Consider the following 26,306-nt stretch of genomic DNA (forward strand, 5'->3'; position numbering starts at 1 on the left):
CTAGCATTAATAGAGTTGAGTTTTAAGTTTGGAGTGCGCCTTTCATGGCCTATTATTCTACAAATGATTTTAAAGCAGGCCTCAAGGTTATGCTTGATGGCAACCCATGTTCAATCATGGAAAACGAATATGTAAAACCAGGTAAAGGTCAGGCGTTCAACCGTGTGAAACTGCGTAACCTGCGTTCTGGTAAGGTATTGGAAAAAACTTTCAAGTCAGGTGACTCTTTGGAAGCCGCTGATATTGTTGAAGTTGAAATGGATTACCTCTACAACGATGGCGAAATGTGGAACTTCATGGACCCTGTATCTTTCGAGCAAATCGCTGCTGACAAAACTGCAATGGGTGATGCTGCGAAATGGTTAAAAGACGATTCAAATGAAAAATGTACCATCATGTTGTTCAATGGCGTACCTTTAACTGTGAGTCCACCGAACTTTGTTGTGCTTAAAATCGTTGAGACTGATCCAGGTGTACGTGGTGATACTTCAGGCGGTGGTGGAAAGCCAGCGAAACTTGAAACAGGTGCTGTGGTGCGTGTTCCATTGTTCGTACAGCAAGAAGAAAGTGTTCGTGTAGACACGCGTACAGGTGACTACCTAGAGCGTGCATAATCGTGAATGAGTAGCACTGCTACGCAAGATATACGATTTTCTAAGGGATGATTAAACAATCATCCCTTTTTTTATGCCAAAGTATTAGATAAATAATTTTTGATAAAAGATAAACTGACAAAGATATTTTTCTACAGAAAATAGAGAAAGGGAAATCAAAATAACCACAAGTTATGTATTGGAGAGGTTTTGAATGGAGACAACACAAGCAAAATCAACACTTCCCTCAAAACTCCTATGGAGTTTGGTTGCCATAGTCGGGGCAATTTCATTTGGGATATTGGCGGTGAGTCGCGGTGAGCATGTCAATGCAGTCTGGCTGGTTCTCGCTGCGGTCTGTGTCTATAGCATTGCATATCGGTTCTATAGTTTATTTATTGCAAATAAGGTATTTGAGTTAAATCCCAGACGCTTAACACCAGCGCATCGCTTAAACGATGGTCTGGACTATGTCCCGACCAATAAATATGTTTTATTTGGACATCACTTTGCAGCGATTGCGGGTGCAGGGCCGTTGGTGGGACCAATTCTAGCAGCGCAGATGGGTTATTTGCCTGGAACAATCTGGCTTCTGGTGGGTGTGGTGATTGCTGGGGCAGTGCAGGATTTTCTGGTTCTGTTTATTTCAACACGGCGTGATGGCCGTTCCTTGGGAGAAATGGCAAAGCAGGAACTTGGGACTTTTGCAGGTGTCATTGTCATGCTCGGCACATTGGGCGTGATGATCATTATCCTTGCGGTATTGGCTTTGGTTGTTGTAAAAGCCTTGGCACATAGTCCATGGGGTGTGTTTAGTATTGCCGCCACCATTCCAATTGCCCTGTTTATGGGCATTTATATGCGTTACCTACGTCCAGGAAAAATTGCAGAGGTATCCATCATCGGTTTTGTGCTGATGATGGCTGCAATTGTCTTTGGTGGTGATGTGGCGAAAGATCCATATTGGGGGCAATTGTTCACTCTCAGTGGAACACAGTTGACTTGGGCACTGATCATTTATGGCTTTATTGCCTCTGTCTTGCCAGTCTGGTTGCTGTTGGCACCGCGTGACTATCTATCCACTTTCCTTAAAATCGGTGTGATTGCAGGTCTGGCTGTTGGGATTATCTTTGCCATGCCTGACCTGAAAATGCCTGCGGTGACCCATTTTATTGATGGTACAGGTCCTGTATTTGCAGGCAGTTTATTCCCTTTCCTATTTATTACCATTGCCTGTGGTGCGATTTCAGGTTTCCATGCGCTGGTTTCTTCTGGAACAACCCCAAAACTGGTTGATAATGAAGTCAATATCCGCATGATCGGCTATGGTGGGATGTTGATGGAATCTGGCGTTGGGATAATGGCAATGATCTGTGCGACAGTGCTTGATCCTGGTGTTTATTTTGCGATTAATGCACCAGCGGCCGTTCTCGGTACAACGGTGGATACGGCTGCGGAAGCGGTGCGTAATCTAGGTTTCGTCGTCACACCTGAGATGCTGACTGTGCTTGCTCAGGAAGTTGGTGAAAGTTCAATCCTTTCCCGTACGGGTGGCGCGCCAACCTTTGCGATTGGTATGGCACATATCATCTCTGAAATTTTCAATAGCCGTTCCATGATGGCATTCTGGTATCACTTTGCCATTCTGTTTGAAGCCTTATTCATCCTCACTGCGGTAGATGCGGGAACACGTGCCTGTCGTTTCATGGTGCAAGATACGGTCGGCATCGTGGTGCCAGCGGTAAAACAATCCAGTTCATTCTTTGGAAATCTGGTTGGAACCTTTGTTGCAGTTGCAGGCTGGGGCTTCTTTGTTTATCAGGGCGTGGTTGATCCACTGGGTGGGATTAACTCATTGTGGCCGCTATTCGGTATCGGTAACCAGATTCTTGCCTCAATGGCATTGATTTTGGGTACAGTCATTTTGTTCAAGATGAAAAAAGAGAAATATGTTTGGGTCACCATTGTCCCAACAATTTTCCTGTTCATTACCTCAATGACCGCGGGTTGGCAAAAGATTTTCCATGAAAATCCAAAGATTGGTTTCCTTGCGCAAGCCAACCGTTTTTCTGATGCGATTGCGCGTGGTGAGGTGCTGGCCCCAGCCAAAACCGTTGCTGAAATGCAGACGATTGTCATGTCCAATCAGATCAATGCCGCATTGTGTGGCTTCTTTATGATTGTGGCGATTGTGATGGTGATTGCCTCAATTGGAATTGTACGCCGTGCATTGCAAAGTTCTGTACCTACTGTCAATGAGGCACCCGCAGTTTATTCAGAAACACCGATGACTGCGAATAGCATCAAGGGAGAGTAGGCATGGATTTTAAGATCGCTCGGCAGGGTGGTTCTGTGATTGTAAAGATCATTAAGTTCACGATCCTGTCACAAAAACACCTGATTTTTTCGCCCAAAAATTGGTCGAGGATTGCGGTTTTATGGCAGAACCTGCAAAAAAGTTTTCGTTTGATGGTCGGTGTCCCTGACTATGAAAATTATGTACAGCACATGCAAAAGCATCATCCTGATTTGACACCGATGGATGCCAAGACATTTTATCGTCATTGTATTGATTCACGCTATCCATCAGCAGGCGGTAATATGAAGAAATGTCCTTGCTAGAAATCTTTTGATTTCTTTGAAAAAAACCTAAAACAGTGTATGTTGAGACATACACTGTTTTATTTTTGGGAGAGTATAATGTGGGGCACGGAAAAAGCTTCGGTTCAAGACAAAAAACAACAAAACCAAGAATTACAACAAGATATTCAAAGCTTTAGCCAAAAGATCGACAAATTTTTAGTGGAAGTGAACCAGCTTATTCTGGATAAACCACAACAGACCAAACTTGCCCTGACCTGTCTGTTGGCAGGAGGTCATGTACTGTTTGAAGACTTACCAGGTCTGGGCAAAACCACGTTGGCCAGTGCACTGGCGCGTTTGGCTGGACTGCATTTCCAGCGTATTCAGTTCACTAATGACATGCTGGCAAGTGATGTCATCGGGATCAATATCTTTAATCAAAAAGAACATTTATTTGAGTTTAAGAAAGGTCCGATTTTTACCCAGATTTTGCTGGCCGATGAAATTAACCGTTGTAGCCCCAAAACACAGAGTGCCTTGCTTGAGGCAATGGAAGAGGGGGCAGTCACGGTGGATGGGATTCATTATGAATTGCCACAGCCATTCTGGGTGTTGGCCACTCAAAATCCGCTGTTTCAAAGTGGGACTTATGCCTTGCCTGAGTCGCAGCTTGACCGTTTCCTCATGCGTTTATCCTTGGGTTATCCATCACGTCAGGCGGAAAAATTGCTACTACAGCAAAGCTCACGTCAGGTTTTGATTCATCAGTTGGATGCTGTATTTAATCAGGCTGATATTCTGCATTTACGTGAATTGGCAAAACAGGTTTTTCTCAGTGATGCAGTGTTAAATTATATTCTTGATTTAGCGGCTGAAACCCGTAAGCAACGACATGGACTTTCTACCCGTGGCGTATTGGCGCTCAAGGCGGCAGCACAGGCCTATGCACTGGTTGAGGGACGAAGCTTCGTCACAACCGATGATGTGCAAACGGTTTTTGTGGCAGTGGTTGCCCATCGTTTAAGTCTGGGAGAGGTTGAGGTGAAACAGCTTTTGCAGTCAGTTGAGACCTTATAGTTGAGAGTGGCTTATGCAGAATGGACTTAGGCAGCGAGTACAGCATTGGATTGCAAAACGCTTTCAGGTAGAGGGTACTAAAATACTGTTGCAGAAAGATGTTTTGGTTTTCATTTATAAGCAGGGTTTTTTATATCTCATTTTGATCCTGATTACCTTTATTGCTGGGATTAACTATGCTAATAACCTGATTTTAGGATTCTGCTTTTTAATCAGTGCTATTTTATGTATTAGTTTTTACCTGACTTTCAAACAGTTGCACGGCTTACAGATTGAAGTTGTGACTCCAGAAATTGGACAGGTTGAACAGGCTTTAATGCTCAAGCTGCTGTTTAAACAGCCAGCAAATAACAGTCGATATCTGCGGGTGCAATGGCAGCAACAGGAACAGATTTTTTATTTGGATCAAACACAACAAATTTTAGAATTGCCTATTCTTCCTCAAAAGCGCGGGATCTATGAGGTAGGCTCAGTGAAAATTTATTCCACCTATCCTTTAGGACTGGTACGGGCCTGGACTTATCTATATCCCAAACAGAAAGTCTGGATTGCACCCAAAGCCCATGACTGGCAGAAAGAGCATAAACATCAGAGCACAAATGCGAATGACAGTCTGGATGAGTTTAAAGAGTTGAGGGCATTTCAGCAGGGCGATTCCTATCAAAATGTCGCATGGAAGCAGGTTGCACGTGGGCAGGGATTTTTTATCAAGATGTTTGAAGCCCAGGCCAACCATCAACATCTGGAAATTGATTATCAACAGATTCCAACACAGGGACATGAAGAAAAGCTCAGTTTCATGATGGGCTTGATTGAGCAATGTGAACAGTTGGGTGATGACTACGCGGTGATTTTGCCACATGCGAGACTGGAAAGTGGACAAGGGCAATCACAGCTCATCAAGGCTAAACTTTTACTGGCACAGGCTTGACGATGACCAAACAAATCTATTTCTGTATTTTGGCCGCGCTGGCATGTATCTTGATGGGGCAGGTCGCCTTTATTCCAGTAAGCCTAAGTGGGTTATGGGGCGTTGTCTGGTTAACACTGGTCTGGCGATATAGCAAACACAGGATCAATCCATTTCCTAAACTGGTTTTGGTGTTGTTTACCTTGCTATCATTAGGGCTGATTTACATCAACTATCAGACCTTGTTGGGTGTGGAGGCAGGTGTCGCTTTTTTAAGCACCTGTTTATTTGCCAAAAGTCTGGAGGCTAAAAATACCCGTGATCTGCTGATCGTGTTCAACTTTGCCTTATTTGTCAGTGCGAGCTTACTGTTGCACAGTCAGGCATTCTGGATGGCGGTACTTGTATTCGCATCATTTGTGATGTGCCTGATGGGATTGTATCGGATTCAGACCAACTTATTTAACAACAACACAATATCCTCAAACCAATTGAAACAGGACATTAAGCAGATTTTTAAGTTTGTGGGTATAGCAACGCCGTTCTTTATTTTACTGTTTATCTTTTTCCCACGTTTGCCTCCTCTGTGGTCAATTCCAATCCAAAAGGATCGGGCAACCACAGGCATCAGTGACCGCATGTCACCTGGGGATATTGCCGAGCTTTCGCAGTCCTCGGCTTTGGCTTTTCGTGTAGTCGCGAATATGTATCAGTTGCCAAGTCGGTCAGAACTGTATTGGCGAGCGTTGGTACTGGATGAATATGATGGAACCACTTGGACCAGTAGTTTTTTTAATCAGCAGATCAAAAATATACAAGCTACCTCGCATAGTGTGTCGTACCAATATTTGCCTGCCGATGAACAGGCAAATTGGATTATGGGTTTGGAATATTCAGTTCCTCAGGGACGTTATTTACAGCTTTATCAGGATGATAGTATTCGACCAACCCGATTGATTAAACGTAATCAACCCATTCAAATGCAATGGTTGGGACGAACATCAACAGAAGCTGTTTCTTTGTCACCACGTCAGCTTGAATTCAATATCAGGTTTAAAGAGGGCAGTGATAAAAAAGCCCAGCAATTGGCCCATGAGTTGTTTCAACAAAGTCAGCAGCAACCTGAAAAATACATTCAATCAGTGCTGTCCTGGTATCGTAAAAATGGCTTTGTCTATACCCTGACACCTGGCACTTTGGGGGGAAATCGTATCGATCAATTCCTGTTCTCCAGCCGAAAAGGTTTTTGTGAACATTATGCCTCCAGTTTTGTCATGCTGATGCGTTATGTTGGGATACCTGCACGCGTGGTGACAGGATATCAGGGGGGGGAACTTGCACCTGATGGTCAAAGTTGGGAGGTTCGTCAACTGGATGCACATGCCTGGAGTGAGGTTTATCTCAATGGCAAGTGGAAAAGAGTTGACCCGACTGCAATGATTGCCCCACAACGAATTGATGCAGGGATGCAGGATTATCTGGCAGCAGATCAAACAGTTTGGGGCGATAACCAAGCACAGGCTTGGCGTGTGCAACAGTTTAAATTATTAAAAAATATGCGTATCTGGAGCGATTACTTAAGTTATCAATGGCAAAGCAAAGTCGTGGGTTATGATGCCGAAAAACAAAAAAACTGGTTGGCTCAACTGGGGCTGGATTCAAGCTATGGCTCTGCTGTGGTTCTCATTTTAGGAATAGGTGGTGTTTTAATGCTCTACGTTAGTTTTTATTGGTGGAGACAAAGCAGACGCCAAGAGCAATATCAACGTATCATTTTTAAATTTCAAAAACAGTTACCGAAACATTTGCAAAAATATCCTGCTGAAACTTTCCATAGCTGGATCAAACGTTTGTCGTTACTTGTTGAGGATCAACAATCATTTGAACAAGTGATTGTGTTATATCAAAAAATCGTGTTTTTAGAACAAAAGGATGGTTCTGATATTCATCAATTCAGAAAGTTGCTTAAAGACTGCACGATTGCACTCAAACAGTCCCAAAAAAACTTGTGAACATGCTGAAAAATGAATATTATGCTTGTCATTCTAGGTGTATAGCTCAGTTGGTTAGAGCGCTACGTTGACATCGTAGAGGTCTCCAGTTCGAGTCTGGATATACCTACCAAGATTAGCTGTTAAATTAGTAATTTAAAAACCGCCACAATAGGCGGTTTTTTCGTTTCGGGGTATTTAGGGGTATTTTCGGGGAACTAAATAGTGCTCTAGGTCTAATTAAGTATCAATTCAAACCACTTGACCACCTACTAAATTGATGATAATTTAAACAATAAGGAAGTCATATACTATTTTAGGATTCAAGAGATATCTTACCTAAATGAACAAAGATATGATGACCCGAATACACAGCTAACAACGAACGAAACGGTCCATATCGTTTTTAAAAATGTTCAAGGTTGTAGAAAAGCCCGTTAATCGGGCTTTTTTAATGCCTATAATTTTTAAAGCGAATTTGAGGTATAGTCTATAAAAATTGGATTAGCAACAGGGGATTGTGATGCTGATATTGATTATCGTACTTTTAGCAATTGGCTTTGTCCTGTTTATATTTTTCGCAAAAAGGACAGATTCCACTTCAGACTCTCTTGATCATTCACCACATTATTATTCAAATACTTCCCCATGTGAATCATCCAGAAATGACGATTCAGTATATTCTGATCATTGTCATTCAAATGATGACTCTAGTTCAGATTCAAGTGGTTGTGATAGTAGCAGCAATGATTAAAAAGCTCGTACCCCTATGGAAAGAGGTACGAGTTAAACGGATGATTAAGGTAGGTCAAACCAGATCATTTGGCTATCCTGCGATGCAGTAACGGTCGCGGTCTCATCAAATAATAATGCATCACCCGCTTTAACCAGGTGATCAGCAATCATCACTTCACCAGAAATCACATGAACATAGTTCACTTTTTTCTTTGCAGTAATCTCCAAGTGTTGATCTTTCTCAATCACCGCCGTTTTCACCTCAGCATTTTGACGGATCAGCATTGGTGCGGATTCATCACCTGCAATCAAATGCCATTGGTTTGGGTGATCTTTCGGATTCAGCTGAATTTGCTGATAAGTCGGTTCAGCATCCTGTACATTGGGTTGAATCCAGATCTGTAATAGATGCACCGCCTTATCATGCTTGTTCATTTCACTATGGGTGACACCTGTACCCGCACTCATCAACTGCCATTCACCCGCATTGATTTGTCCCTCATTGCCCATGCTGTCCTTATGGGAAATGGTGCCATCAAGCACACAGGTCAGGATCTCCATATTGTCATGGGGATGTGTACCGAAACCGTTATGGGCGGCAACCGTATCATCATTGATCACGCGTAAAGCACTGACACCCATATATTTCGGGTTGTACCAGCTACCAAATGAGAAACTGTGGTAGGTATCTAACCAGCCTGCTTTGACATGACCACGGTTTTCACTACGATGTAGATAAGCATTCATCTTTCATCTCCCAGTTATTATGTTCTGCTTGATTGTTATATTATCGATTCATAATAGTGATAAATAGTCTTTTATTGCGACATATTGTTCTATAAATGGAATGATTTATTGTTCTGGTTTTTTCTTGGTCAATAAAAAGGCTGAATATTTGATTCAGCCTTTTCAGGTGAGATAATTAAATGATCAAACGCTTATTTTGATTTGTTTTCCAATTGTGGAATCGCTGAACCTTGACCTACAGCAAGCAAACCCGTTTCAGTATAGATACCGAGTTTTGCACGCGTATCAGTAATGTCGAGGTTACGCATGGTGAGCTGGCCAATACGATCCATAGGTGTAAACATAGAATCACCTTTCTCCATGGTCAAACGCTCAGCTTCATAGGTGAGGTTTGGAGATTCAGTGTTCATGATGGTGTAGTCATTACCACGACGAAGTTCTAAAGTCACAGTACCTGTAATCGCTTTAGCCACCCAACGTTGTGCTGTTTCGCGAAGCATTAATGCTTGAGAATCGAACCAGCGACCTTGGTAAAGCAAACGACCTAAACGTAAACCGTTAATGCGGTATTGCTCAATGGTATCTTCGTTATGAATACCCGTTACTAAACGCTCATAGGCGATGTGTAACAATGCCATGCCTGGTGCTTCATAAATACCACGAGATTTTGCTTCGATGATACGGTTTTCGATCTGGTCAGACATACCTAAACCATGACGACCGCCGATACGGTTTGCTTCTAGAATGAATTCCACTGGATCTTCGATACGTTGGCCATTTAACGCAACAGGGAAGCCTTCCTCGAAAGTGATTGATACTTCTTCAGCATCAATTTTTACATCTTCTTTCCAGAATGCAACGCCCATGATTGGCTCTACGATTTTAATACCTGCATTGAGGTATTCCAGATCTTTGGCTTCATGCGTTGCGCCCAACATATTTGAGTCAGTCGAGTAGGCTTTTTCTTTTGACATTTTATAGTCAAAGCCATTGTCGATCAGGAACTGCGACATTTCGGCACGGCCACCCAACTCATCAATAAAGGTTTGGTCTAACCAAGGCTTATAGATTTTAAGGGCAGGGTTGGTCAATAAACCATAACGATAGAAACGTTCAATATCGTTGCCCTTATACGTCGAACCATCACCCCAGATGTTGACATCATCTTCTTTCATTGCAGTTACGAGCATGGTACCTGTTACTGCACGACCTAGTGGTGTGGTGTTGAAATAAGGAACACCGCCAGTGCTAATGTGGAAAGCACCACATTGAATTGCAGCAATACCTTCAAGCGCAAGTTGTAAACGACAATCGATTAATCGAGCTTTGACTGCGCCGTATTGTTCAGCTTTCTTTGGAATCGCATCATAGTCATCCTCATCAGGTTGACCCAGATTCGCTGTATAGGCATAAGGTTGTGCACCTTTCTGCTTCATCCACAATAAAGCTGCTGAAGTATCGAGACCACCAGAAAAGGCAATCCCAACTTTTTTGCCTACAGGTACGTGCTGCAAGATAGTTGCATTATCAGTCATTGCTTGTCCTAACTTTTATGAGTAAAGACCCCGAACAGGTAGTCTTGGAGAATCAAAAATCGGAAGCATTGTAACACTTTTCATTAAGCTTGTTTTCTTCAAAGAAAAACTATCCAGAAAATTTATGCTCTAATGGGTTCAGTTTTTTTAGTTTTTAAGATTGAAAACATGATTGTTACAAGTGTTTTGACTTTAGTGTCAGCACTTTCTCAAAAAAAGCCATAAACACGCATAAAAATTCAGTTAGAGTATTATGCAACAAGTTGCAAAGCCAAAAATATAGAAGGAATATCATGACTAGCTATGCAAATATTTTAAAGCCATTACATCTCGGATTTACGACCATTAAAAACCGTGTGGTCATGGGATCGATGCATTCAGGCTTGGAGGATCGTTTTTTTAATTATCCTAAACTTGCTGCTTATTTTGGTGAGCGCGCCAAAGGTGGGGTTGGCTTAATCATCACAGGTGGGATTTCACCCAACCGTCAAGGCTGGCTATTACCTGCAGGTGGTACCATGAACAGTCTGGCAGATATTCCTCATCACCGTCTGGTCACACATGCTGTGCATAAGCATGGCGCAAAAATCCTGATGCAAATCCTGCATTCAGGTCGTTATGGTTATCATCCATTTTCGGTTTCTTCATCGCCAATACAGGCACCCATTAATCCTTTTAAGCCACGTCAAATGTCGGATAGCCAGATTTTGGCCACCATTGAAGATTATGCCCGTTGTGCAAGCCTGGCAAAAAAGGCAGGCTATGATGGCGTGGAAATCATGGGTTCTGAGGGTTATTTGATCAATCAGTTCCTGAGCAACCATGTCAATAAGCGCACAGACCGTTGGGGTGGCGATATTGAAAACCGTATGCGTTTTCCCGTGGAAATCGTCAAGGCGATTCGTGCCAAAGTCGGTGAAAAATTCATTATTTGTTTCCGCCTGTCCATGCTTGATTTAGTGCATGATGGCAACACCATGCAGGAGGTGATCGTTATTGCCAAAGCATTGGAAAAGGCGGGAATCACACTTCTAAATACAGGGATTGGTTGGCATGAAGCGCGTATCCCAACCATTGTAACCTCAGTCCCACGAGCTGCATTTGTGGACTATACTGCTGTGGTTAAACAGCATGTTTCAGTACCCGTCATTGCATCAAACCGTATCAATATGCCAGATGTTGCCGAAGAGATTGTTGCTTCAGGACAGGCGGATATGGTGCAAATGGCACGACCATTCCTTGCTGATCCATATTGGGTCAATAAAACCGCAACCAACCGTGTTGATGAGATTAATACCTGTATCGCATGTAATCAGGCGTGTTTGGATCATGCCTTTAAAAATGAGCGTGTTAGCTGTTTGGTTAACCCACAGGCATGTTTTGAAACGGAATTGGTTTATATCAAAACCAAGAAACCAAAACGTGTTGCGGTTGTGGGTGGTGGTGTTGCAGGGATGTCGGCTGCAACAGTTGCTGCCAGCCGTGGGCATGCTGTGACATTATTCGAAGCAAATAATGATGTGGGTGGTCAGTTTAATTTAGCGAAAGTTGTTCCTGGAAAAGAAGAGTTCCATGAAACTATTCGTTATTTTAAAGTCCAATTAAAGCAGACAGGTGTGGATGTTCGCTTAAATACCAAGGTCAATCGTGAACAGTTGGAACGTGAGGGTTTTGATGAGGTTGTGATTGCAACAGGTGTGGTGCCACGTGCCCTAAAAATTCAGGGTAGTGATGCACCACAAGTCCTGTCTTATGCAGAAGTGCTAAAAGGCGCTAAGGTTGGACATAAGGTTGCTGTGATAGGGGCGGGTGGTATTGGTTTTGATGTGTCAGAGTTTTTGCTAAAACCACCACATCAACCACAGCCACAACCATTGGCAGAATGGCAACGTGAATGGGGCGTTGATCCAAACCCTAACTATATTTCCGAAGGCGGTACGCAACGTCCAGAAGTTGAAATGCCAGTACGTCAGATTTATTTATTGCAACGTAAAACAACGCCGTTGGGTATTGGCTTGGGTAAAACCTCGGGCTGGGTGCATCGTGCACAGTTGAAAAAGCATGCTGTGCGTATGTTGCGTGGCGTACAGTACAAGGCTGTAACTGACGAAGGCCTATGGGTTGAGCATAATGGCCATGACCAGTTATTGCGTGTGGATACCATTGTTGTGTGTGCAGGCCAGGAGTCTGTAAAAGATTTAGTACCACGTGAAAATGAAACCACACTGGCAAAATATCATGTGATTGGTGGTGCTAAGTTAGCAGGTGAGCTGGATGCCAAGCGTGCGATCCGTGAAGGTGCTGAACTGGCGGCTAAACTTTAACAATTGATGAAACAATATGCATTTGAATACATTGCAGTTAAATTTTTCTTGAATAAAGGAAACAAGCTTTGTATTCTTAGGCACATGGAAGCGTGGCAGAGCGGTTTAATGCACCGGTCTTGAAAACCGACGAGGGTGTGAGTCCTCCGTGAGTTCGAATCTCACCGCTTCCGCCAAATATTTAAATAAGCCCTTGTTTTTACAAGGGCTTATTTTTTATCTATACTTTTGTCCCACATTGTAACCCACATTAAAATTCTGATTGAATCAATTGTAATTGAACGAAATCGGTAGCCTTTGGACAGTTGCTAAAAGTTGCAAGTTGTTCACCACACTTCAAAATAAGAAATAGTATTCGTCTTTACTGCATAGCTTTTGCTGTTCATTACCTTTCTGATCACAATCTTTTGCATATGTTTTCTTTCTATCTGGAATCTACTAAGACTGTTGATTGCCATAAAGTCAGAATTAAAAATCGGTAGAACCAAAATCACTCTATTGTCCAAACCATCATTTGTTATTAATTAGTCTGGTCATGCTGGTCAGTATTCTCATATCTGCTTTAGCTTAGTTTGTCATGTTCTTCTGAACCACACTGTAACAGGTGTAGTTTTTTTATGCCCATCTTTAGCACTGGGATCACTGACCGTTAAATTTCCATAATACTTAGTAGTTTTTAAAGATTGAGTTAGTAGGAAATTTTAAGCTAATTAAAAGTTAATTTTTTTAGGAATAGTGGTATTTTATTCTTTGGAATAGTAGATAAAAAATATCTAATTTCAACCATTCCAGACACCGCTGCCCCTGTATTTTTTCTGTATAGATAGCAGAAAATACAGGATATATTTATAACTGTATACTTTTACTTAAGGTTTTGCACATTATTATTGAATGGATATGAGTATGGCAACTAATCAAACATTAGTAGTAAGTGATAAAGATGTATTCGACTATCTAAAGGTCTGCATGTACAGTGAATACAGACGTGAGTTAAGGCAGTCTGGCAAAGAAATACATAGAGGTATCTTCTGTGAAACAATAGACATGCTTGATAATCTCGAATATGGACTGAGTAAAGTTGAAGCAAATATAATTTCAACGCTGTCGGCATATCATGATAGTGATGAAGATATGCAAGAAGACATCATTGATTACTTGAACTTGTTACGCTTGGATATGGAGTTAATTGAATTAGCGGAACAGGCAGATACTTTATTCAGTATTCAGGTAAGCCTGTTCATTCGAGTGGTCAAGGAGCAATTTCCTGAGTTCTATACCAGTGGTGATAGATGGACTCGATCTAATCTTCCTTTAAATCGGATTTTTGACTGTATAACCATATATCGTAACAAATATGAAATGAGTCGCAAAAATATTTATCAGGATTTAGTGGAATGCAATGAACGACACATTGAGCTTGTAACGGTATTTAATAAAATTCTTAAGAAGACTAAAAAAGTTTATGTTTTAAACTTATTGATTAAAATCTCACCAAATCTTTCTAGGAAGCGACCGATTTCTTCATCATGGGATCAAGATACCATTGAACATGTGATGGCAGCTTTAAGGTTTAGCTATGCAGATATTGTTGCAAACTTTCATGTATATGCTGATTTTGTGAATACTTTCATGGGAATTAATGAAAGCCTTAATTTTCATGTCGTGTTGGTCTTGAAAAATGATCTTAAATACGACCCGAAACACATTGATAAGAAGGTTGAGTATATTCTCGATAGCGATTTGAACAAGCCAAATATTTACAGTCAGTACAAAGATTATAAAATAAAAGCAGATAACTTGAATGAGCTTATCAAACTTAATTTTAAGCACAGGCAAGTTACAGATGTGTTGGGATACAGACCCAAGAAACAACTGGAAGATTTTAATCATTGGTATTTATACCTATTTACACACTTTAAGCGATTCATTCATCCAGAGCGAGGTAGGCTCAAGCATTTAGCGTTTGATATTCATGAGGTGGGATATCGAGTTTCAAGGCTTTTGCATGAAATAAAAAATCCTGAACCTGAATACAGACCTCCACGCAATGAAGAACTTGCTGAAGATATTCGTCTTAGTTCATTGTATAGAGAGTTTGCTGGTGGTAGGCTTTGGGAAAAGGCGATCTACAGACTCGATAATAAAAAGGAATATGCAGGACTGTGTCACATCTATGATGAACAAAAGCATTTTTTAAAATTTGATCGGGATACCAGTGAACGGCTTAAAAAGCTAGAGTTGTTCATCCAATATTTAAAACATGCTGATATTTCACCCATCAGTACGGTGGATGCTGAAATTAGGCATATCGTTCAATCACCCAAACGGTATCTATCGTTGATTGAAAAGTTGGCAATTATTCTGATACAAGATCATTACTTGGATCAGGCAAATACAAAAAATTTGAGCAGTATTCTCAAGGGCACACTTAGCCCAACCCTAAGATTCTTTTTGCATGAACACCATAGCAATCGAGATGTGGTTAATCTTTTGAATTATAAAGTCTTGTCATTAGATTTTTATAGACGATTACATAAATATCTTTATGATTTAAAAGTAAAATTATATAAAAGTGATATTGCTAAAGAGCAAGCAAAAGGAATGGTAAATGAGCAAAAAAACTATAAATCCATAAATAGTTATTTACGTTATAAGTTTAAGACGGATGTCGATGTTTACCGTTTCAAGATGATTTGTAAGTTTGATAGTCAAAATGTACCAGAAGCTTTGCTCATTGCCGTGTTTAGTGAGATATGGACAGAGTTCGTAAATGACATTAAAAGGAAGCCTAAAATCTTCGGTAAACAGCTTGTAGCACATGTTGGGACGTATGTGTCACTGACAGTACCTCTTATAGATGTTAACCTGATTTTTGAGTCTGGAAGTAAAGGAGAGTTGGGAATTGATACCGTTCAAAGGGTTAAAGAGTTTTGGGAAAGCTATCTAACAGATACATCCAAAAAGAAATTAATTCGTAAACTCGAAAAAAGGAAGCAGAGTGCAAAACAGACGGACGATACCTTGACGGTTGATTATAATGACTTCTTCAATAAGCTGAGTCTTGAATCAATCGAATTGCCACTGCTCAAGGAAAGAAGAAGGCGTCAAGGTGACTATTTGTTATGCAATTATAAAGATAAAAAACAACGATCTAGGTTTATCAAAAACCTTGCAGAGTATTATGCAAACTATAGTCTTCTAACAAGAGCTTCAATGAAAGACAGTGAAATACACTTGAATTTACTGCTTAAAGGAAGATTTCCCCAGCAGGAGGAAAATGTTATTCCAGCACAGATTCTAAAGGCAGAAAAGCCGTAACTCTTGTCTGTATTTTCGCTTAAATTGCAGTGTAAAAATAATATCATCAAGTGGGTTCAAAGCCTTGCCACATAAGGCTTTTCTAAGCTCTGTCATTAGTCATGTTTCATACTCATGATCTAGAAATTTTGCTAGGATTATAATTTAATTATTATAGATTACTAATAAATCAATTGCTTATAGAGAATCTATCTAATAAATCTCTTATTTGAAAAGTATATAAATCGAACAATCATAAGAGTGTAACTATAAAATATTCATTCATGAAAACTCTACTAACCAAAAACTTAATAATTGAAATTTAAGAATTTTCATCACTGATTCATCATACCCTTGGGTAATTAATTACAGAGTCATCTCTCCTATGGTTCTAACCAACAAATAGGAGACTGATATGAACCGTAATGAAGCCCTGATTCAGATTGAGGATTTAATGTTGTATGTTTGTTCAGGAAAATGTCATTGGAAAGAAGTTCAATACGAGCTTGAAGATTATCGGGAAGTCGCTACCGATATTTATGATCCTGACCTTGAATATTCACCCATGATACAAGGCTACTTTGATTTGATGTCGATTAGTCTTTCATCGGATTTACATAACAGAACAAGATTAGGTAGATCGTTATTCCATTCAAGGACTGATTTTTTAAACTTCTGTGAAGATATGCTGGATGAACATGAACGTTTTATCAATAGGCATAAGCGACAACGCCAACGTAATTTCAAGGCATTGAAAGATAATTTTAAGGGCTTATCGGATCGTCACTGCAAATTGCTCTTGGTACGTGTGGATGTCAGTTATCCGTATGATGCTGATGTGGATATTTACCAGTTCGATGCGGATCTCAACATATTCCGACGTCGTATTCATGAACGTCGGAAATGCTTTAAGCATGTAATGGATTATTCATGGGCAATTGAACAGGGACGGGATAAAGGCTATCACTGTCATTTTCTTTTTATCTATAACGGTTCAAACCACAGGCGTGATGGCTACTATGCTGAACAGATCGGTGAAATGTGGCTGGATATTACCAATGGGGATGGCTGTTACTTTAGCTGTAATCGTAAAAGCCACAAGGATAATTACCTCAGACAAGGTACTTTGGGTATTGGCATGATTCACCGTAATGATGACGATGAAGTAGAAAATGCTGAGAATGCTATTCACTATTTGGCAAAGGCTGATAAGGAGGAACAACATTTACGAGCGAAAATTAAGGGAATGCGTGGCTTTGGATAGATATTGATCCCAAGAAATTAAAGCCACACACTATAAACATGAATGTTTATTTCATATATTCATTTTTTGGGTTTGAGTCATGTGGGTATGTTTGTAATGGTCAATTCATCTCATCGGTTACAGTAAAAAAATACGGTACGCCAATTTGTATTGAGGAAGACCCCTCTCAACTACATTACTGGGAGTAACCACATGACCAATCTCGTTGAATATCAATACCGTATCCTGAACATCAAAGCAGTGATTGAAATTACCGCATTAAGCCGATCAACCATTTATGAGTTGATGAATCCCAAATCCAAATATTACGATGTCAGTTTTCCAAAGCCAATACGCTTAACAGAAGTGAGAGTTGGTTGGGTGTCACAGGAAATCGATGAGTGGATTGAATCTAAAATCGCTCAACGACAGGAAGAACACTGATTCCCCTGATATGGCTACATGGTTGCATAGTAATGAATTGGCATAATCCCAAAAAATCATAGATATATATCATTAACATGAAGATTGAATGTTTGTTTCATCCCTTACATTCAAAAACATAGGCTTGCCGATTGGTAAGCCTTTTTTCATTTAATGAGGTCTATCTTATGAATATTACATGCCCATATTGCTATTCAGCCAATGTCAGCCGTGCAACTGCACAGCCATCAGGCAATAACAGTTTTTCATCTATGGCAGGTGCAGGAATTGGTGCAAGCATTGCCAAAAGTTTGCCTACACCATTATCACCGTTACTCGGTGGATTGGCTGGTGCAGTGGTCGGTGGCTTGCTGGATAGTCTGGTTCAGCCATCGCAACCGCAACAGTCCACAGGCTATTTCCATTGCAACAATTGTCAGCACAATTTCAACTAGGGACAGGAGAAATCATCATGGCACATCAAGTTGAAACAATGGCGTATGTTGGACAAACCCCTTGGCATGGTCTAGGGAATCAGCTTACGCAGGATCAGCCAATCGAAGTCTGGGCGGAACAGGCAGGCATGAACTGGCGGATTGAATCATCCGATGTCAGTTACATGGCAAAGAATGATCGGGGACAATCTATTATTCTGCCGTATGAGGAACAGCGTGTTTTATATCGTTCCGATACCCATGCACCTTTATCAGTGGTCAGCCAAAGATTTCAGGAGGTTCAGCCCAAAGAAATTCTGGAGTTTTACCGTGACCTGACCGAGCAATCAGGCTTTGAACTGGAAACCGCAGGCGTATTGAAAGGCGGCAAGAAGTTCTGGGCTCTGGCACGTACAGGACAAACGACTGCACTCAAGGGTAAAGATGTCAGTAATGGCTACATTCTACTGGCAACTGCGTGCGACGGTACGCTTGCCACGACTGCACAATTTACTTCTATCCGTGTGGTCTGTAACAACACGCTGGCAATTGCCTTACGCAATGGCAATACCAGTGCAGGCGTGGTGAAAGTTCCGCACAGCACCCGATTTGATGCAGAAAAGGTCAAACAGCAACTCGGTATTTCAGTTCGTGCATGGGATGAGCATATGTATGAAATGAAACAACTGAGCCAGCGTAAAGTGACCCAGCAGGAAGCGGCAGCCTATTTTGATGCTGTGTTTAACAATACCAGTCTCAGTATTGCTGAACAGGATGACAGCATTATCCAGTTCTACCGTAATGTGGCAAATGAAGCCAATGCAACCAATAAAACTGAACCGAATGGACGAGCCATGTCGAAAGTCATGGATATGTTTAACGGTCAGGGGCGAGGTGCAGAACTCAGTTCAGCCAAAGGCACAGCTTATGGCTTGCTGTGTAGCATCACCGAGTTTGTGGATCACGAACGTCGAGCCATGAGTACCGATCACCGTCTGGATTCCGCATGGTTTGGTACAGGTGCAGCGATTAAACAGCGAGGACTGGAACAGGCACTCAGAATGGTGGTCTAACCTGCGTTGAATTTAGAACCAACCAGTCAAATTAGCCTAAGTAATATATCTATTGCTTAAATCCTTTGTTTCCCTTTACCCCAAAACTCCCTTTTGCCACATCGCCCTGATGTGGCTTTTTTTATGCCGCAATTTTAATTTTTACAGACATGGAGTATCTAATGAACCATATCGTTGAACCACAAACCAGTAAATCCTCAGCCACAGCATATTTACCATCACTCCCACAATCCTCTAAACCCCATCGTTCCCATGCCAAACGCCTAGCTAAAACCAAAGGCATGAGCCGTGAACAATGGTTACAGGTCAGGAAACAGGGCATTGGCAGTAGTGATGCCGCAGCAGCCTGTGGACTTAATCCCCACATGAGCATGCTGGAACTATGGATGATCAAGACAGGACGGATGCAGACACAACCTGATCAACCGACCCAAAACAGTTATTCACCCTTATACTGGGGCAATCAGCTTGAACCCCTGATTGCCAGCTATTACCAGCACAAGACAGGTCATAAAGTGCGTAAGGTCAATGCGGTGTTACAGCATCCTGATCCTGACAAACACTTTATGCTGGCAAATCTGGACTATGCTGTTGTGGGTTGTGATGAAGTGCAGGTATTGGAATGTAAATCTGTAGGGGAGTGGGGAACTAAACTATGGCGTGATGGTGTGCCTTTATACGTGATTATTCAGGTACAACACCAACTGGCAGTGACAGGTAAACAGGCAGCACATATATGTGCCTTGATCTGTGGACATGAGGCGAAGATATTTAAGGTCGAACGCAATGAAATTGTGATTGACCGAATCATCGCTTCCGAACGAGTATTTTGGAACTGTGTGGAAAATGACACACCACCCAGTGTCGATGCCAGTGAATCGGCAGCTAAAGCCCTGCAACTACTTTACCCACAGCATATCCCTTTACAGACAGTTGATTTCTCCACACTTGAGGGTGTTGATCAACTGTTTACTGACCTATTGCATGAGGAAAAACAACTGGCACAGCACCAAACCAAGTATGACTATCTCAAGCATCGGATTCAGGCATTAATGAAAGATGCCGAGAAAGCCATCTTCTCCAATGGCACAGTGACATGGAAAAAGTCAAAGGACAGTGTAGTACTTGATCAAAAGGCATTGTTACAGGCACAGCCTGAGTTATTGCAACAGTACCCACAAACTCGTCAAGGTAGCAGGCGGTTTAATGTTTATTCTGCAACGGTATAAATAGTTGTCCTCATCTACCACCACCATTACACACCACATTAAACAATTTCATTTTCCCAAATTTAAAATTTGTGCAAAGTCGCCCCTTTGCCCTTTCTCCAGCCATGAAGAAATGGCGGTGGAGCAGCTTTGCATTTTTTATGTTCGCACAATATTTTCTCCCATGACCTGTGACTGGAAATCGTTTTTTCAGGAGGGTTAAAAATATGGTGTAGGAGACCGTGCATTCAATGGATTTGGGGAAGCCGTAAACAAATGCAATAAAGGACAATCACCATGATTAAAGGTTTAGCAATTACCCCACCTGTATTGGGGCGTATCAGTATTGGCAAGATCGTCGAGAAAAATGGCAAGCGTGTCCCTGAAAAAGATGATCAATTTACGATTACCAGCCAGATCCAGAATAAGGATGGCTGGGTGAAACACCCACTGGATGAGCAGCTACGTGCCAAAGCACCGAATCAAAACCAAAAACTCAGAAGCATTCCAGTACGGATGATCTTCAACGATCCTGAATTGAACCTACGGGCAGAGTACAGCCTGTTTGACCGTCAGACTGGACGTTTGATCTGTTCAGGCAATGGGGAAACCTGTCAGAGGCTTGGACAAAATGGCATTGAACAGCATCCATGCCCATCCCCTGATCTCTGTCCACTGGCGCAGGGTGGGCTGTGTAAACCCTATGGACGACTTTATGTCAATCTGGATGAATCTGATGAGTTTGGTACATTTATCTTTAGAACCACAGGTTTTAACAGCATACGGACTTTGGCGGCACGACTGCGTTACTACCATGCAGCATCGGGTGACTTGCTTTCATGCCTGCCATTGCAACTGACCTTGCGGGGTAAAAGTACTACGCAAAGCTACCGCACCCCGATTTACTACGTGGATTTAACTTTACGTGATGGCACAAACCTGAAAGATGCGATTAGCTCAGCCAAACAGATGGATGAGCAGAGCAAGGTGGCAGGATTTTATCAGGAGGCGTTGGATCATGTGGCACGGCAGGGCTATGGCAATGCCAGCTTTGAGGTAGGTGGTGAAGAGGGACTGGATATTGTTGAGGAGTTTTACTCGGATGAGTCTAAGCCACAGCAACAGTCTGAATCAGCACATGATCTGAACCATGTTCAGGATATTCAGAAAGGGTTGCAGCAGTCGGTGCAGGCTTTGAACTAAAAATTCTCACATGAAGTTAGCTTCATGTGAGGTCATGGACTCTAGATCAATTTTTGTGTTATTCTTCAAATTCAAATATCACTTTTCCTTATTTTCTCTATGACGATCACTCCACCATAATTTATTTACCTATCTTTTTAGTAAATGAAACTCATCACTGTCTAGTGATGTGGTGTAGTCGCTCGTGTATTGTATATATCACATCACTAGCCTTTATCAAAAAATATTCAAACAGGCTATTTCTATGTTTTCCAATGTCCGAGAACAATGGTTCTCTAACATCCGAGGAGATGTGCTCGCAGGTCTTGTCGTTGGTCTAGCACTTATTCCAGAAGCAATCGCATTTTCAATTATTGCTGGTGTTGATCCGAAAATTGGCTTATATGCCTCATTCTGTATTGCTGTTGTGATTTCATTTGTGGGTGGTCGCCCAGCGATGATTTCAGCCGCAACAGGTGCTATGGCACTACTTATGGTCACGCTCGTTAAAGAGCACGGATTACAATATTTACTTGCAGCAACGATTTTAACTGGCGTGATCCAAATTTTAGCAGGTTACTTAAAGCTCGCTAAGCTCATGCGATTTGTCTCAAAATCAGTCGTTGTGGGTTTTGTCAATGCTTTAGCCATCTTGATCTTTATGGCTCAACTTCCAGAGCTGGTTAATGTGACATGGCATGTTTACATTTTAGTGGCTTTAGGTTTGGCAATTATTTATCTATTTCCATTGCTTCCAATAATAGGGAAGTTACTTCCATCACCGCTTGTTTGTATTATTGTGATTACGCTTGTTGCTATTTTTCTTGGCATCGATGTCAGAACTGTAGGAGACATGGGATCGTTACCCGATACTCTACCTGTATTCCTAATCCCTGATATTCCTTTGAACCTTGAAACACTGACCATTATTCTGCCTTACTCAATCGCATTAGCAGCCGTAGGTTTACTTGAATCTATGATGACAGCCACGATTGTCGATGAGATGACAGATACCCCAAGTGATAAGTTTCAGGAATGTAAAGGACAAGGAATTGCAAATATTGCATCTGGTTTTATGGGCGGAATGGCAGGCTGTGCAATGATTGGTCAATCTATGATCAATGTAAAGTCGGGAGGGCTGACTCGTTTATCTACCTTTTCTGCGGGTATTTTTCTTCTCATTCTTGTTGTATTTATTAGCGATTGGCTCAAAGTCATCCCAATGGCTGCATTAGTTGCTGTAATGATCATGGTGTCTATTAGTACGTTTGAATGGAGTTCTCTTACAGCATTTAAAGAAAATCCTAAGAGTAGCAATATTGTGATGTTAGCTACAGTCGTAGTCGTTGTAGCAACACATAATCTAGCATTGGGTGTATTAACAGGTGTTTTATTATCAGCCCTGTTCCTAGCAAATAAACTAGAAAATGATATTCGAGTCAACGCTTCTTTTGAGGATAACGCTCGCTTATATGATTTACATGGTCAGATATTCTTTAGCTCTTCAGAAAAATTCATGCAGGGTTTTGATTTTAAAGAAGATATCAAAGACGTAATTATTGATTTAACACATTCACATATTTGGGATGTAACATCTGTTGCTATGCTTGATTCTGTGATTAATAAGTTCCAAAAGAATGATATAAATGTCACTGTTCGTGGTTTAAATGAAGCAAGTTCGATCATGATTGATAAGTATGGAGTTCATTCAAAATTTTGATTTTGTTAAATATTAATTCTATTTTATGAGTAATGACACTATGAGAAATCATAGTGTCATTTTTATAGTTAATTCTATTTAGCCGTTTAAATATGGAGTTGAATATATATGTTAATTCGTATATAAAGATATAAGAATATATTAACAGAGTTGAGTTTGATGACAGCTTCATTGGATGTAAAGATTTATCACAACCCTGCTTGTGGGACATCTCGAAACACTTTGGCTTTGATTCGTAATACAGGAATTGAGCCAACAGTGATTGAATACCTCATTACACCACCAAGTCATGACGAATTAATTAAATTGATTCAGGATGCGAACTTAACGGTCAGAGAGGCGATTCGGCAGAATGTTGATCCTTATCGTGATTTGGAACTTGATCGCCCTGATTTGAGTGATGAACAATTACTCAGTTTTATGCTTGAGCATCCTATTTTAATCAACCGCCCATTCGTGGTCACTGAATTAGGCACTCGTTTATGCCGCCCATCAGAGGTTGTTTTGGATATTCTGCCATTAGCACAAAAGGGTGCTTTCACTAAAGAGGATGGTGAGCAGGTGATTGATGAAAATGGTCATAGAGTGAATTAAAAAATTTAATTTTTGTATATGATTATCTGCATATCCAAATGAATAAATAGGTAGCAAAGATGGATCAAGTTAATTTTTTTAAATGCTTATCAGATGAAACTCGACTCAATATCGTGACTTTAGTCGCTGAGCATAAAGAACTCTGTGTCTGTGATTTGACTGAGAAGCTGCAACTGAGTCAGCCCAAAATTTCTCGGCATCTGGCGTTATTACGTTCTTCAGGGCTGTTGCAGGACAGACGACAAAGCCAATGGGTGTACTACAGCATTAACCCACAACTACCAGCTTGGTGTTTTGAAATTCTAGACACTTTACAAAAAGCATCATCAAGTCAAGTTGTTGTCGATACCAACACGTTTCCTATAAATAGTTATTGTGAGTAATAGATTATGAAATTTCTTTTTTTGTGTACTGGAAATAGCTGCCGTAGCATTTTGTCCGAAGTACTGTTTAACAGTCGTGCCCCTGAAAACTGGAAAGCGTACAGTGCAGGCAGTAAGCCATCTGGACAGGTGCATCCATTAACGATTGAAACTTTAGAAAATCTTGGTCTTTCAACGGATGGTTTGTGGAGTAAAACCATTGATGATTGTGAACAATATCAACCTGATGTGGTGATTACAGTCTGTGATTCAGCAGCGCAAGAAGCGTGTCCGCTTTATTTGGGTGGTGCAATCAAGGCACATTGGGGTTTGGCTGATCCCTCACACTTAGACTTACCGAAAGAAGAAAAATTACAGGCGTTCCAAGTCACTGTAGACCACATTAACCGTCGTTTAGATGCGTTATTTGCACTGGATACAGCAAATATGACACGCCCTGAATTGATTGCTGCAATCAATCACATCTCAGATATTGAATGAGAACATCATGGCTCAACAAAGACTGTCATTTTTAGATCGTAACCTCACCCTATGGATTTTCATTGCGATGGGGTTGGGGATTGCGATAGGTGTGTTCTTTCCGCAAGCTTCCGTTACTTTAGACAAAATGAGTGTGGATTCTGTCAATATTCCAATTGCGATTGGTTTGATTCTGATGATGTATCCACCCTTAGCCAAAGTGGACTATGCCGCTTTGCCACAGGTATTCAAAGATAAAAAAACCTTAACTTTGTCTTTGGTACAGAATTGGGTGATTGCACCAATACTGATGTTTGCATTAGCCATTATTTTTTTGCATAGCTATCCAGAGTACATGACAGGCTTAATCCTGATCGGTTTAGCTCGTTGTATTGCAATGGTCTTGGTCTGGAATGGTTTAGCCTGTGGTGATAACCAATATGTTGCGGCATTGGTGGCATTCAATAGTATTTTCCAGATTTTGTTTTTTAGTAGCTATGCTTGGTTGTTCCTCACTTTCTTGCCGCCATATTTCGGCGTTGCAGGGCAGGTGATTAATGTCGATTTTTGGACGATTACCCATGCAGTATTGGTTTACTTGGGGATTCCGTTTTTCCTTGGCTTTATGACCCGATTTACTCTAGTGAGAGCTAAGGGTTTGGATTGGTATCAAAATGTATTCTTGCCTAAGATCAGCCCACTGAGTTTGTTGGCTTTATTGTTTACGATTGTGGCGATGTTTAGCCTAAAAGGTAACGATGTGGTGAGCTTGCCGATGGATGTCTTGCGTATTGCTATTCCATTGACGATTTACTTTATCGTGATGTTCTTCATTAGCTTCTTTATGAGCAAATGGATGGGTAATGATTATCCTAAAACCACAGCAATCTCGTTCACTGCTGCTGGGAATAATTTTGAACTGGCTTTGGCAGTCGCAATTGCAACCTTTGGTTTAGCTTCACCTGTGGCATTTACTACAGTGATTGGTCCGTTGGTTGAAGTACCTGTATTGATCGCTTTAGTGAGTGTGTCTCTATGGCTCAGAAAAAAGTATTTTAAGTCGGTGTAATTGTAATGATTCTTCCCAATGTTGATATGAATTTGCTTGATCAACCTACTTTAGAAAAAGTTCAAGCCAAAGAGCTGGATCATCCACCACGTATTTTGCTGCTCTATGGCTCTAACCGTGAGCGTTCATATAGCCGATTGGCGGTGATGGAGGCTGGACGTATCTTGGAGCATTTTGGTGCTGAGGTAAAAATCTTTCATCCTAAAGGTTTGCCTTTACCTGAAGATGCGGATATGGAGCACCCAAAAGCCAAAGAACTACATGAGCTCTTGGCATGGTCAGAGGGCATGGTGTGGTGTTCACCTGAACGTCACGGTTCAATGAGTTCCATTTTTAAGTCACAGATTGACTGGATTCCATTGGCAGGTGGGGCGATTCGTGCCACTCAAGGAAAAACACTGGCATTGATGCAGGTCAGTGGTGGTTCGCAGTCCTTTAATAGCGTTAATCAAATGCGTATTTTAGGGCGTTGGATGCGGATGATTACGATTCCGAATCAGTCTTCAATTCCAAAGGCATTCTTAGAGTTTGAAGAAGATGGGCGAATGAAAGCATCGTCTTATTACGACCGTATCGTAGATGTGATGGAAGAACTTTATAAATTTACTTTACTGACACGTGGGCAAAGCCAGTATTTAACTGATCGTTATTCTGAGCGTAAAGAATCTGCTGAAGAATTATCAAAACGTGTTAATCAGCGAAGTTTATAGAATGCTGGAGAAAACT

22 protein-coding genes and 2 tRNA genes are annotated in these 26,306 nt (G+C 41.2%); 22 read left to right on the plus strand and 2 right to left on the minus strand.

What is annotated here, in order from left to right; all coding sequences use genetic code 11:
* The first annotated feature begins 44 nt into the window (after positions 1–44).
* From efp to QTA56_RS01050, 7 genes are all read left to right on the plus strand, one after another.
* On the plus strand, positions 45–614 hold the full coding sequence (gene efp, locus QTA56_RS01020; RefSeq protein WP_004652839.1) for an elongation factor P: 570 nt from the start codon (positions 45–47) through the stop codon (positions 612–614).
* Positions 615–807: 193 nt separating this feature from the next.
* Positions 808–2,910: a carbon starvation CstA family protein gene (locus tag QTA56_RS01025; protein ID WP_267979099.1), complete on the plus strand. Its 2,103-nt coding sequence runs from the start codon at positions 808–810 to the stop codon at positions 2,908–2,910.
* A 2-nt stretch (positions 2,911–2,912) separates the two neighbouring features.
* Positions 2,913–3,215 (plus strand): YbdD/YjiX family protein, encoded by a 303-nt coding sequence (locus QTA56_RS01030; protein WP_267979100.1) that lies wholly within the window; start codon positions 2,913–2,915, stop codon positions 3,213–3,215.
* 78 nt (positions 3,216–3,293) lie between these two features.
* Positions 3,294–4,253 (plus strand): AAA family ATPase, encoded by a 960-nt coding sequence (locus QTA56_RS01035; RefSeq protein ID WP_267979101.1) that lies wholly within the window; start codon positions 3,294–3,296, stop codon positions 4,251–4,253.
* A 13-nt stretch (positions 4,254–4,266) separates the two neighbouring features.
* Entirely contained in the window at positions 4,267–5,184 is a 918-nt protein-coding gene (locus QTA56_RS01040; protein WP_267979102.1) for a DUF58 domain-containing protein, read from the plus strand.
* Between the two features lie 2 nt (positions 5,185–5,186).
* Positions 5,187–7,175 carry a transglutaminase TgpA family protein gene (locus QTA56_RS01045; protein WP_267979103.1) on the plus strand — a complete coding sequence of 663 codons (1,989 nt, stop codon included), beginning with the start codon at positions 5,187–5,189 and terminating at the stop codon, positions 7,173–7,175.
* Between the two features lie 35 nt (positions 7,176–7,210).
* Positions 7,211–7,287 (plus strand) — tRNA-Val (locus QTA56_RS01050).
* 665 nt (positions 7,288–7,952) lie between these two features.
* Here QTA56_RS01050 and QTA56_RS01060 read toward each other — a convergent pair.
* Positions 7,953–8,636 (minus strand): pirin family protein, encoded by a 684-nt coding sequence (locus QTA56_RS01060; protein ID WP_267979105.1) that lies wholly within the window; start codon positions 8,634–8,636, stop codon positions 7,953–7,955.
* A 191-nt stretch (positions 8,637–8,827) separates the two neighbouring features.
* Positions 8,828–10,171: an argininosuccinate synthase gene (argG, locus tag QTA56_RS01065; RefSeq protein ID WP_004798967.1), complete on the minus strand. Its 1,344-nt coding sequence runs from the start codon at positions 10,169–10,171 to the stop codon at positions 8,828–8,830.
* 293 nt (positions 10,172–10,464) lie between these two features.
* On the opposite strand from argG, the gene QTA56_RS01070 reads away from it, so the two are divergent.
* From QTA56_RS01070 to arsH, 15 genes are all read left to right on the plus strand, one after another.
* The gene (locus QTA56_RS01070; protein WP_267979106.1) at positions 10,465–12,495 is read left to right on the plus strand and encodes an FAD-dependent oxidoreductase; all 2,031 of its coding nucleotides are present in this window, start codon (positions 10,465–10,467) and stop codon (positions 12,493–12,495) included.
* Positions 12,496–12,581: 86 nt separating this feature from the next.
* Positions 12,582–12,671 (plus strand) — tRNA-Ser (locus tag QTA56_RS01075).
* A gap of 727 nt (positions 12,672–13,398) precedes the next feature.
* Positions 13,399–15,813: a hypothetical protein gene (locus tag QTA56_RS01080; RefSeq protein ID WP_267979107.1), complete on the plus strand. Its 2,415-nt coding sequence runs from the start codon at positions 13,399–13,401 to the stop codon at positions 15,811–15,813.
* A gap of 394 nt (positions 15,814–16,207) precedes the next feature.
* Complete coding sequence (locus QTA56_RS01085; protein WP_267979108.1) at positions 16,208–17,056, plus strand: YagK/YfjJ domain-containing protein; 849 nt, start codon at positions 16,208–16,210, stop codon at positions 17,054–17,056.
* A 192-nt stretch (positions 17,057–17,248) separates the two neighbouring features.
* Positions 17,249–17,479, plus strand: coding sequence for an AlpA family transcriptional regulator (locus QTA56_RS01090; RefSeq protein WP_267979109.1), 231 nt, complete (start codon positions 17,249–17,251; stop codon positions 17,477–17,479).
* 167 nt (positions 17,480–17,646) lie between these two features.
* Positions 17,647–17,913, plus strand: coding sequence for a hypothetical protein (locus QTA56_RS01095; protein WP_267979110.1), 267 nt, complete (start codon positions 17,647–17,649; stop codon positions 17,911–17,913).
* A 17-nt stretch (positions 17,914–17,930) separates the two neighbouring features.
* Entirely contained in the window at positions 17,931–18,965 is a 1,035-nt protein-coding gene (locus QTA56_RS01100; protein ID WP_267979111.1) for a DUF932 domain-containing protein, read from the plus strand.
* Between the two features lie 161 nt (positions 18,966–19,126).
* A complete protein-coding gene (locus tag QTA56_RS01105; RefSeq protein WP_267979112.1) occupies positions 19,127–20,194 on the plus strand; it encodes a YqaJ viral recombinase family nuclease in 1,068 nt (355 codons plus the stop codon).
* Between the two features lie 276 nt (positions 20,195–20,470).
* The gene (locus tag QTA56_RS01110; protein WP_267979113.1) at positions 20,471–21,376 is read left to right on the plus strand and encodes a recombination directionality factor; all 906 of its coding nucleotides are present in this window, start codon (positions 20,471–20,473) and stop codon (positions 21,374–21,376) included.
* A 244-nt stretch (positions 21,377–21,620) separates the two neighbouring features.
* Entirely contained in the window at positions 21,621–23,075 is a 1,455-nt protein-coding gene (locus QTA56_RS01115; protein WP_267979114.1) for a SulP family inorganic anion transporter, read from the plus strand.
* 159 nt (positions 23,076–23,234) lie between these two features.
* A complete protein-coding gene (gene arsC, locus QTA56_RS01120; RefSeq protein WP_267979115.1) occupies positions 23,235–23,669 on the plus strand; it encodes an arsenate reductase (glutaredoxin) in 435 nt (144 codons plus the stop codon).
* A gap of 59 nt (positions 23,670–23,728) precedes the next feature.
* A complete protein-coding gene (locus QTA56_RS01125) occupies positions 23,729–24,052 on the plus strand; it encodes a metalloregulator ArsR/SmtB family transcription factor (RefSeq protein WP_267979116.1) in 324 nt (107 codons plus the stop codon).
* Between the two features lie 6 nt (positions 24,053–24,058).
* The gene (locus tag QTA56_RS01130; protein WP_267979117.1) at positions 24,059–24,532 is read left to right on the plus strand and encodes an arsenate reductase ArsC; all 474 of its coding nucleotides are present in this window, start codon (positions 24,059–24,061) and stop codon (positions 24,530–24,532) included.
* Between the two features lie 7 nt (positions 24,533–24,539).
* Positions 24,540–25,580, plus strand: coding sequence for an ACR3 family arsenite efflux transporter (arsB, locus tag QTA56_RS01135; protein ID WP_267979118.1), 1,041 nt, complete (start codon positions 24,540–24,542; stop codon positions 25,578–25,580).
* Between the two features lie 5 nt (positions 25,581–25,585).
* Entirely contained in the window at positions 25,586–26,290 is a 705-nt protein-coding gene (gene arsH / locus QTA56_RS01140) for an arsenical resistance protein ArsH (protein WP_267979119.1), read from the plus strand.
* Positions 26,291–26,306: the final 16 nt, after the last annotated feature.

This window comes from Acinetobacter thutiue, from assembly GCF_030385805.1.
Taxonomy (GTDB): domain Bacteria; phylum Pseudomonadota; class Gammaproteobacteria; order Pseudomonadales; family Moraxellaceae; genus Acinetobacter; species Acinetobacter corruptisaponis.

What these genes read in the sequence shown, in the direction of transcription:
- efp (WP_004652839.1), top strand. Translation starts at nt 45, where the DNA reads ATGGCCTATTATTCTACAAATGATTTTAAAGCAGGCCTCAAGGTTATG.
- QTA56_RS01025 (WP_267979099.1), top strand. Translation starts at nt 808, where the DNA reads ATGGAGACAACACAAGCAAAATCAACACTTCCCTCAAAACTCCTATGG.
- QTA56_RS01030 (WP_267979100.1), top strand. Translation starts at nt 2,913, where the DNA reads ATGGATTTTAAGATCGCTCGGCAGGGTGGTTCTGTGATTGTAAAGATC.
- QTA56_RS01035 (WP_267979101.1), top strand. Translation starts at nt 3,294, where the DNA reads ATGTGGGGCACGGAAAAAGCTTCGGTTCAAGACAAAAAACAACAAAAC.
- QTA56_RS01040 (WP_267979102.1), top strand. Translation starts at nt 4,267, where the DNA reads ATGCAGAATGGACTTAGGCAGCGAGTACAGCATTGGATTGCAAAACGC.
- QTA56_RS01045 (WP_267979103.1), top strand. Translation starts at nt 5,187, where the DNA reads ATGACCAAACAAATCTATTTCTGTATTTTGGCCGCGCTGGCATGTATC.
- QTA56_RS01060 (WP_267979105.1), bottom strand. Translation starts at nt 8,636, where the DNA reads ATGAATGCTTATCTACATCGTAGTGAAAACCGTGGTCATGTCAAAGCA.
- argG (WP_004798967.1), bottom strand. Translation starts at nt 10,171, where the DNA reads ATGACTGATAATGCAACTATCTTGCAGCACGTACCTGTAGGCAAAAAA.
- QTA56_RS01070 (WP_267979106.1), top strand. Translation starts at nt 10,465, where the DNA reads ATGACTAGCTATGCAAATATTTTAAAGCCATTACATCTCGGATTTACG.
- QTA56_RS01080 (WP_267979107.1), top strand. Translation starts at nt 13,399, where the DNA reads ATGGCAACTAATCAAACATTAGTAGTAAGTGATAAAGATGTATTCGAC.
- QTA56_RS01085 (WP_267979108.1), top strand. Translation starts at nt 16,208, where the DNA reads ATGAACCGTAATGAAGCCCTGATTCAGATTGAGGATTTAATGTTGTAT.
- QTA56_RS01090 (WP_267979109.1), top strand. Translation starts at nt 17,249, where the DNA reads ATGACCAATCTCGTTGAATATCAATACCGTATCCTGAACATCAAAGCA.
- QTA56_RS01095 (WP_267979110.1), top strand. Translation starts at nt 17,647, where the DNA reads ATGAATATTACATGCCCATATTGCTATTCAGCCAATGTCAGCCGTGCA.
- QTA56_RS01100 (WP_267979111.1), top strand. Translation starts at nt 17,931, where the DNA reads ATGGCACATCAAGTTGAAACAATGGCGTATGTTGGACAAACCCCTTGG.
- QTA56_RS01105 (WP_267979112.1), top strand. Translation starts at nt 19,127, where the DNA reads ATGAACCATATCGTTGAACCACAAACCAGTAAATCCTCAGCCACAGCA.
- QTA56_RS01110 (WP_267979113.1), top strand. Translation starts at nt 20,471, where the DNA reads ATGATTAAAGGTTTAGCAATTACCCCACCTGTATTGGGGCGTATCAGT.
- QTA56_RS01115 (WP_267979114.1), top strand. Translation starts at nt 21,621, where the DNA reads ATGTTTTCCAATGTCCGAGAACAATGGTTCTCTAACATCCGAGGAGAT.
- arsC (WP_267979115.1), top strand. Translation starts at nt 23,235, where the DNA reads ATGACAGCTTCATTGGATGTAAAGATTTATCACAACCCTGCTTGTGGG.
- QTA56_RS01125 (WP_267979116.1), top strand. Translation starts at nt 23,729, where the DNA reads ATGGATCAAGTTAATTTTTTTAAATGCTTATCAGATGAAACTCGACTC.
- QTA56_RS01130 (WP_267979117.1), top strand. Translation starts at nt 24,059, where the DNA reads ATGAAATTTCTTTTTTTGTGTACTGGAAATAGCTGCCGTAGCATTTTG.
- arsB (WP_267979118.1), top strand. Translation starts at nt 24,540, where the DNA reads ATGGCTCAACAAAGACTGTCATTTTTAGATCGTAACCTCACCCTATGG.
- arsH (WP_267979119.1), top strand. Translation starts at nt 25,586, where the DNA reads ATGATTCTTCCCAATGTTGATATGAATTTGCTTGATCAACCTACTTTA.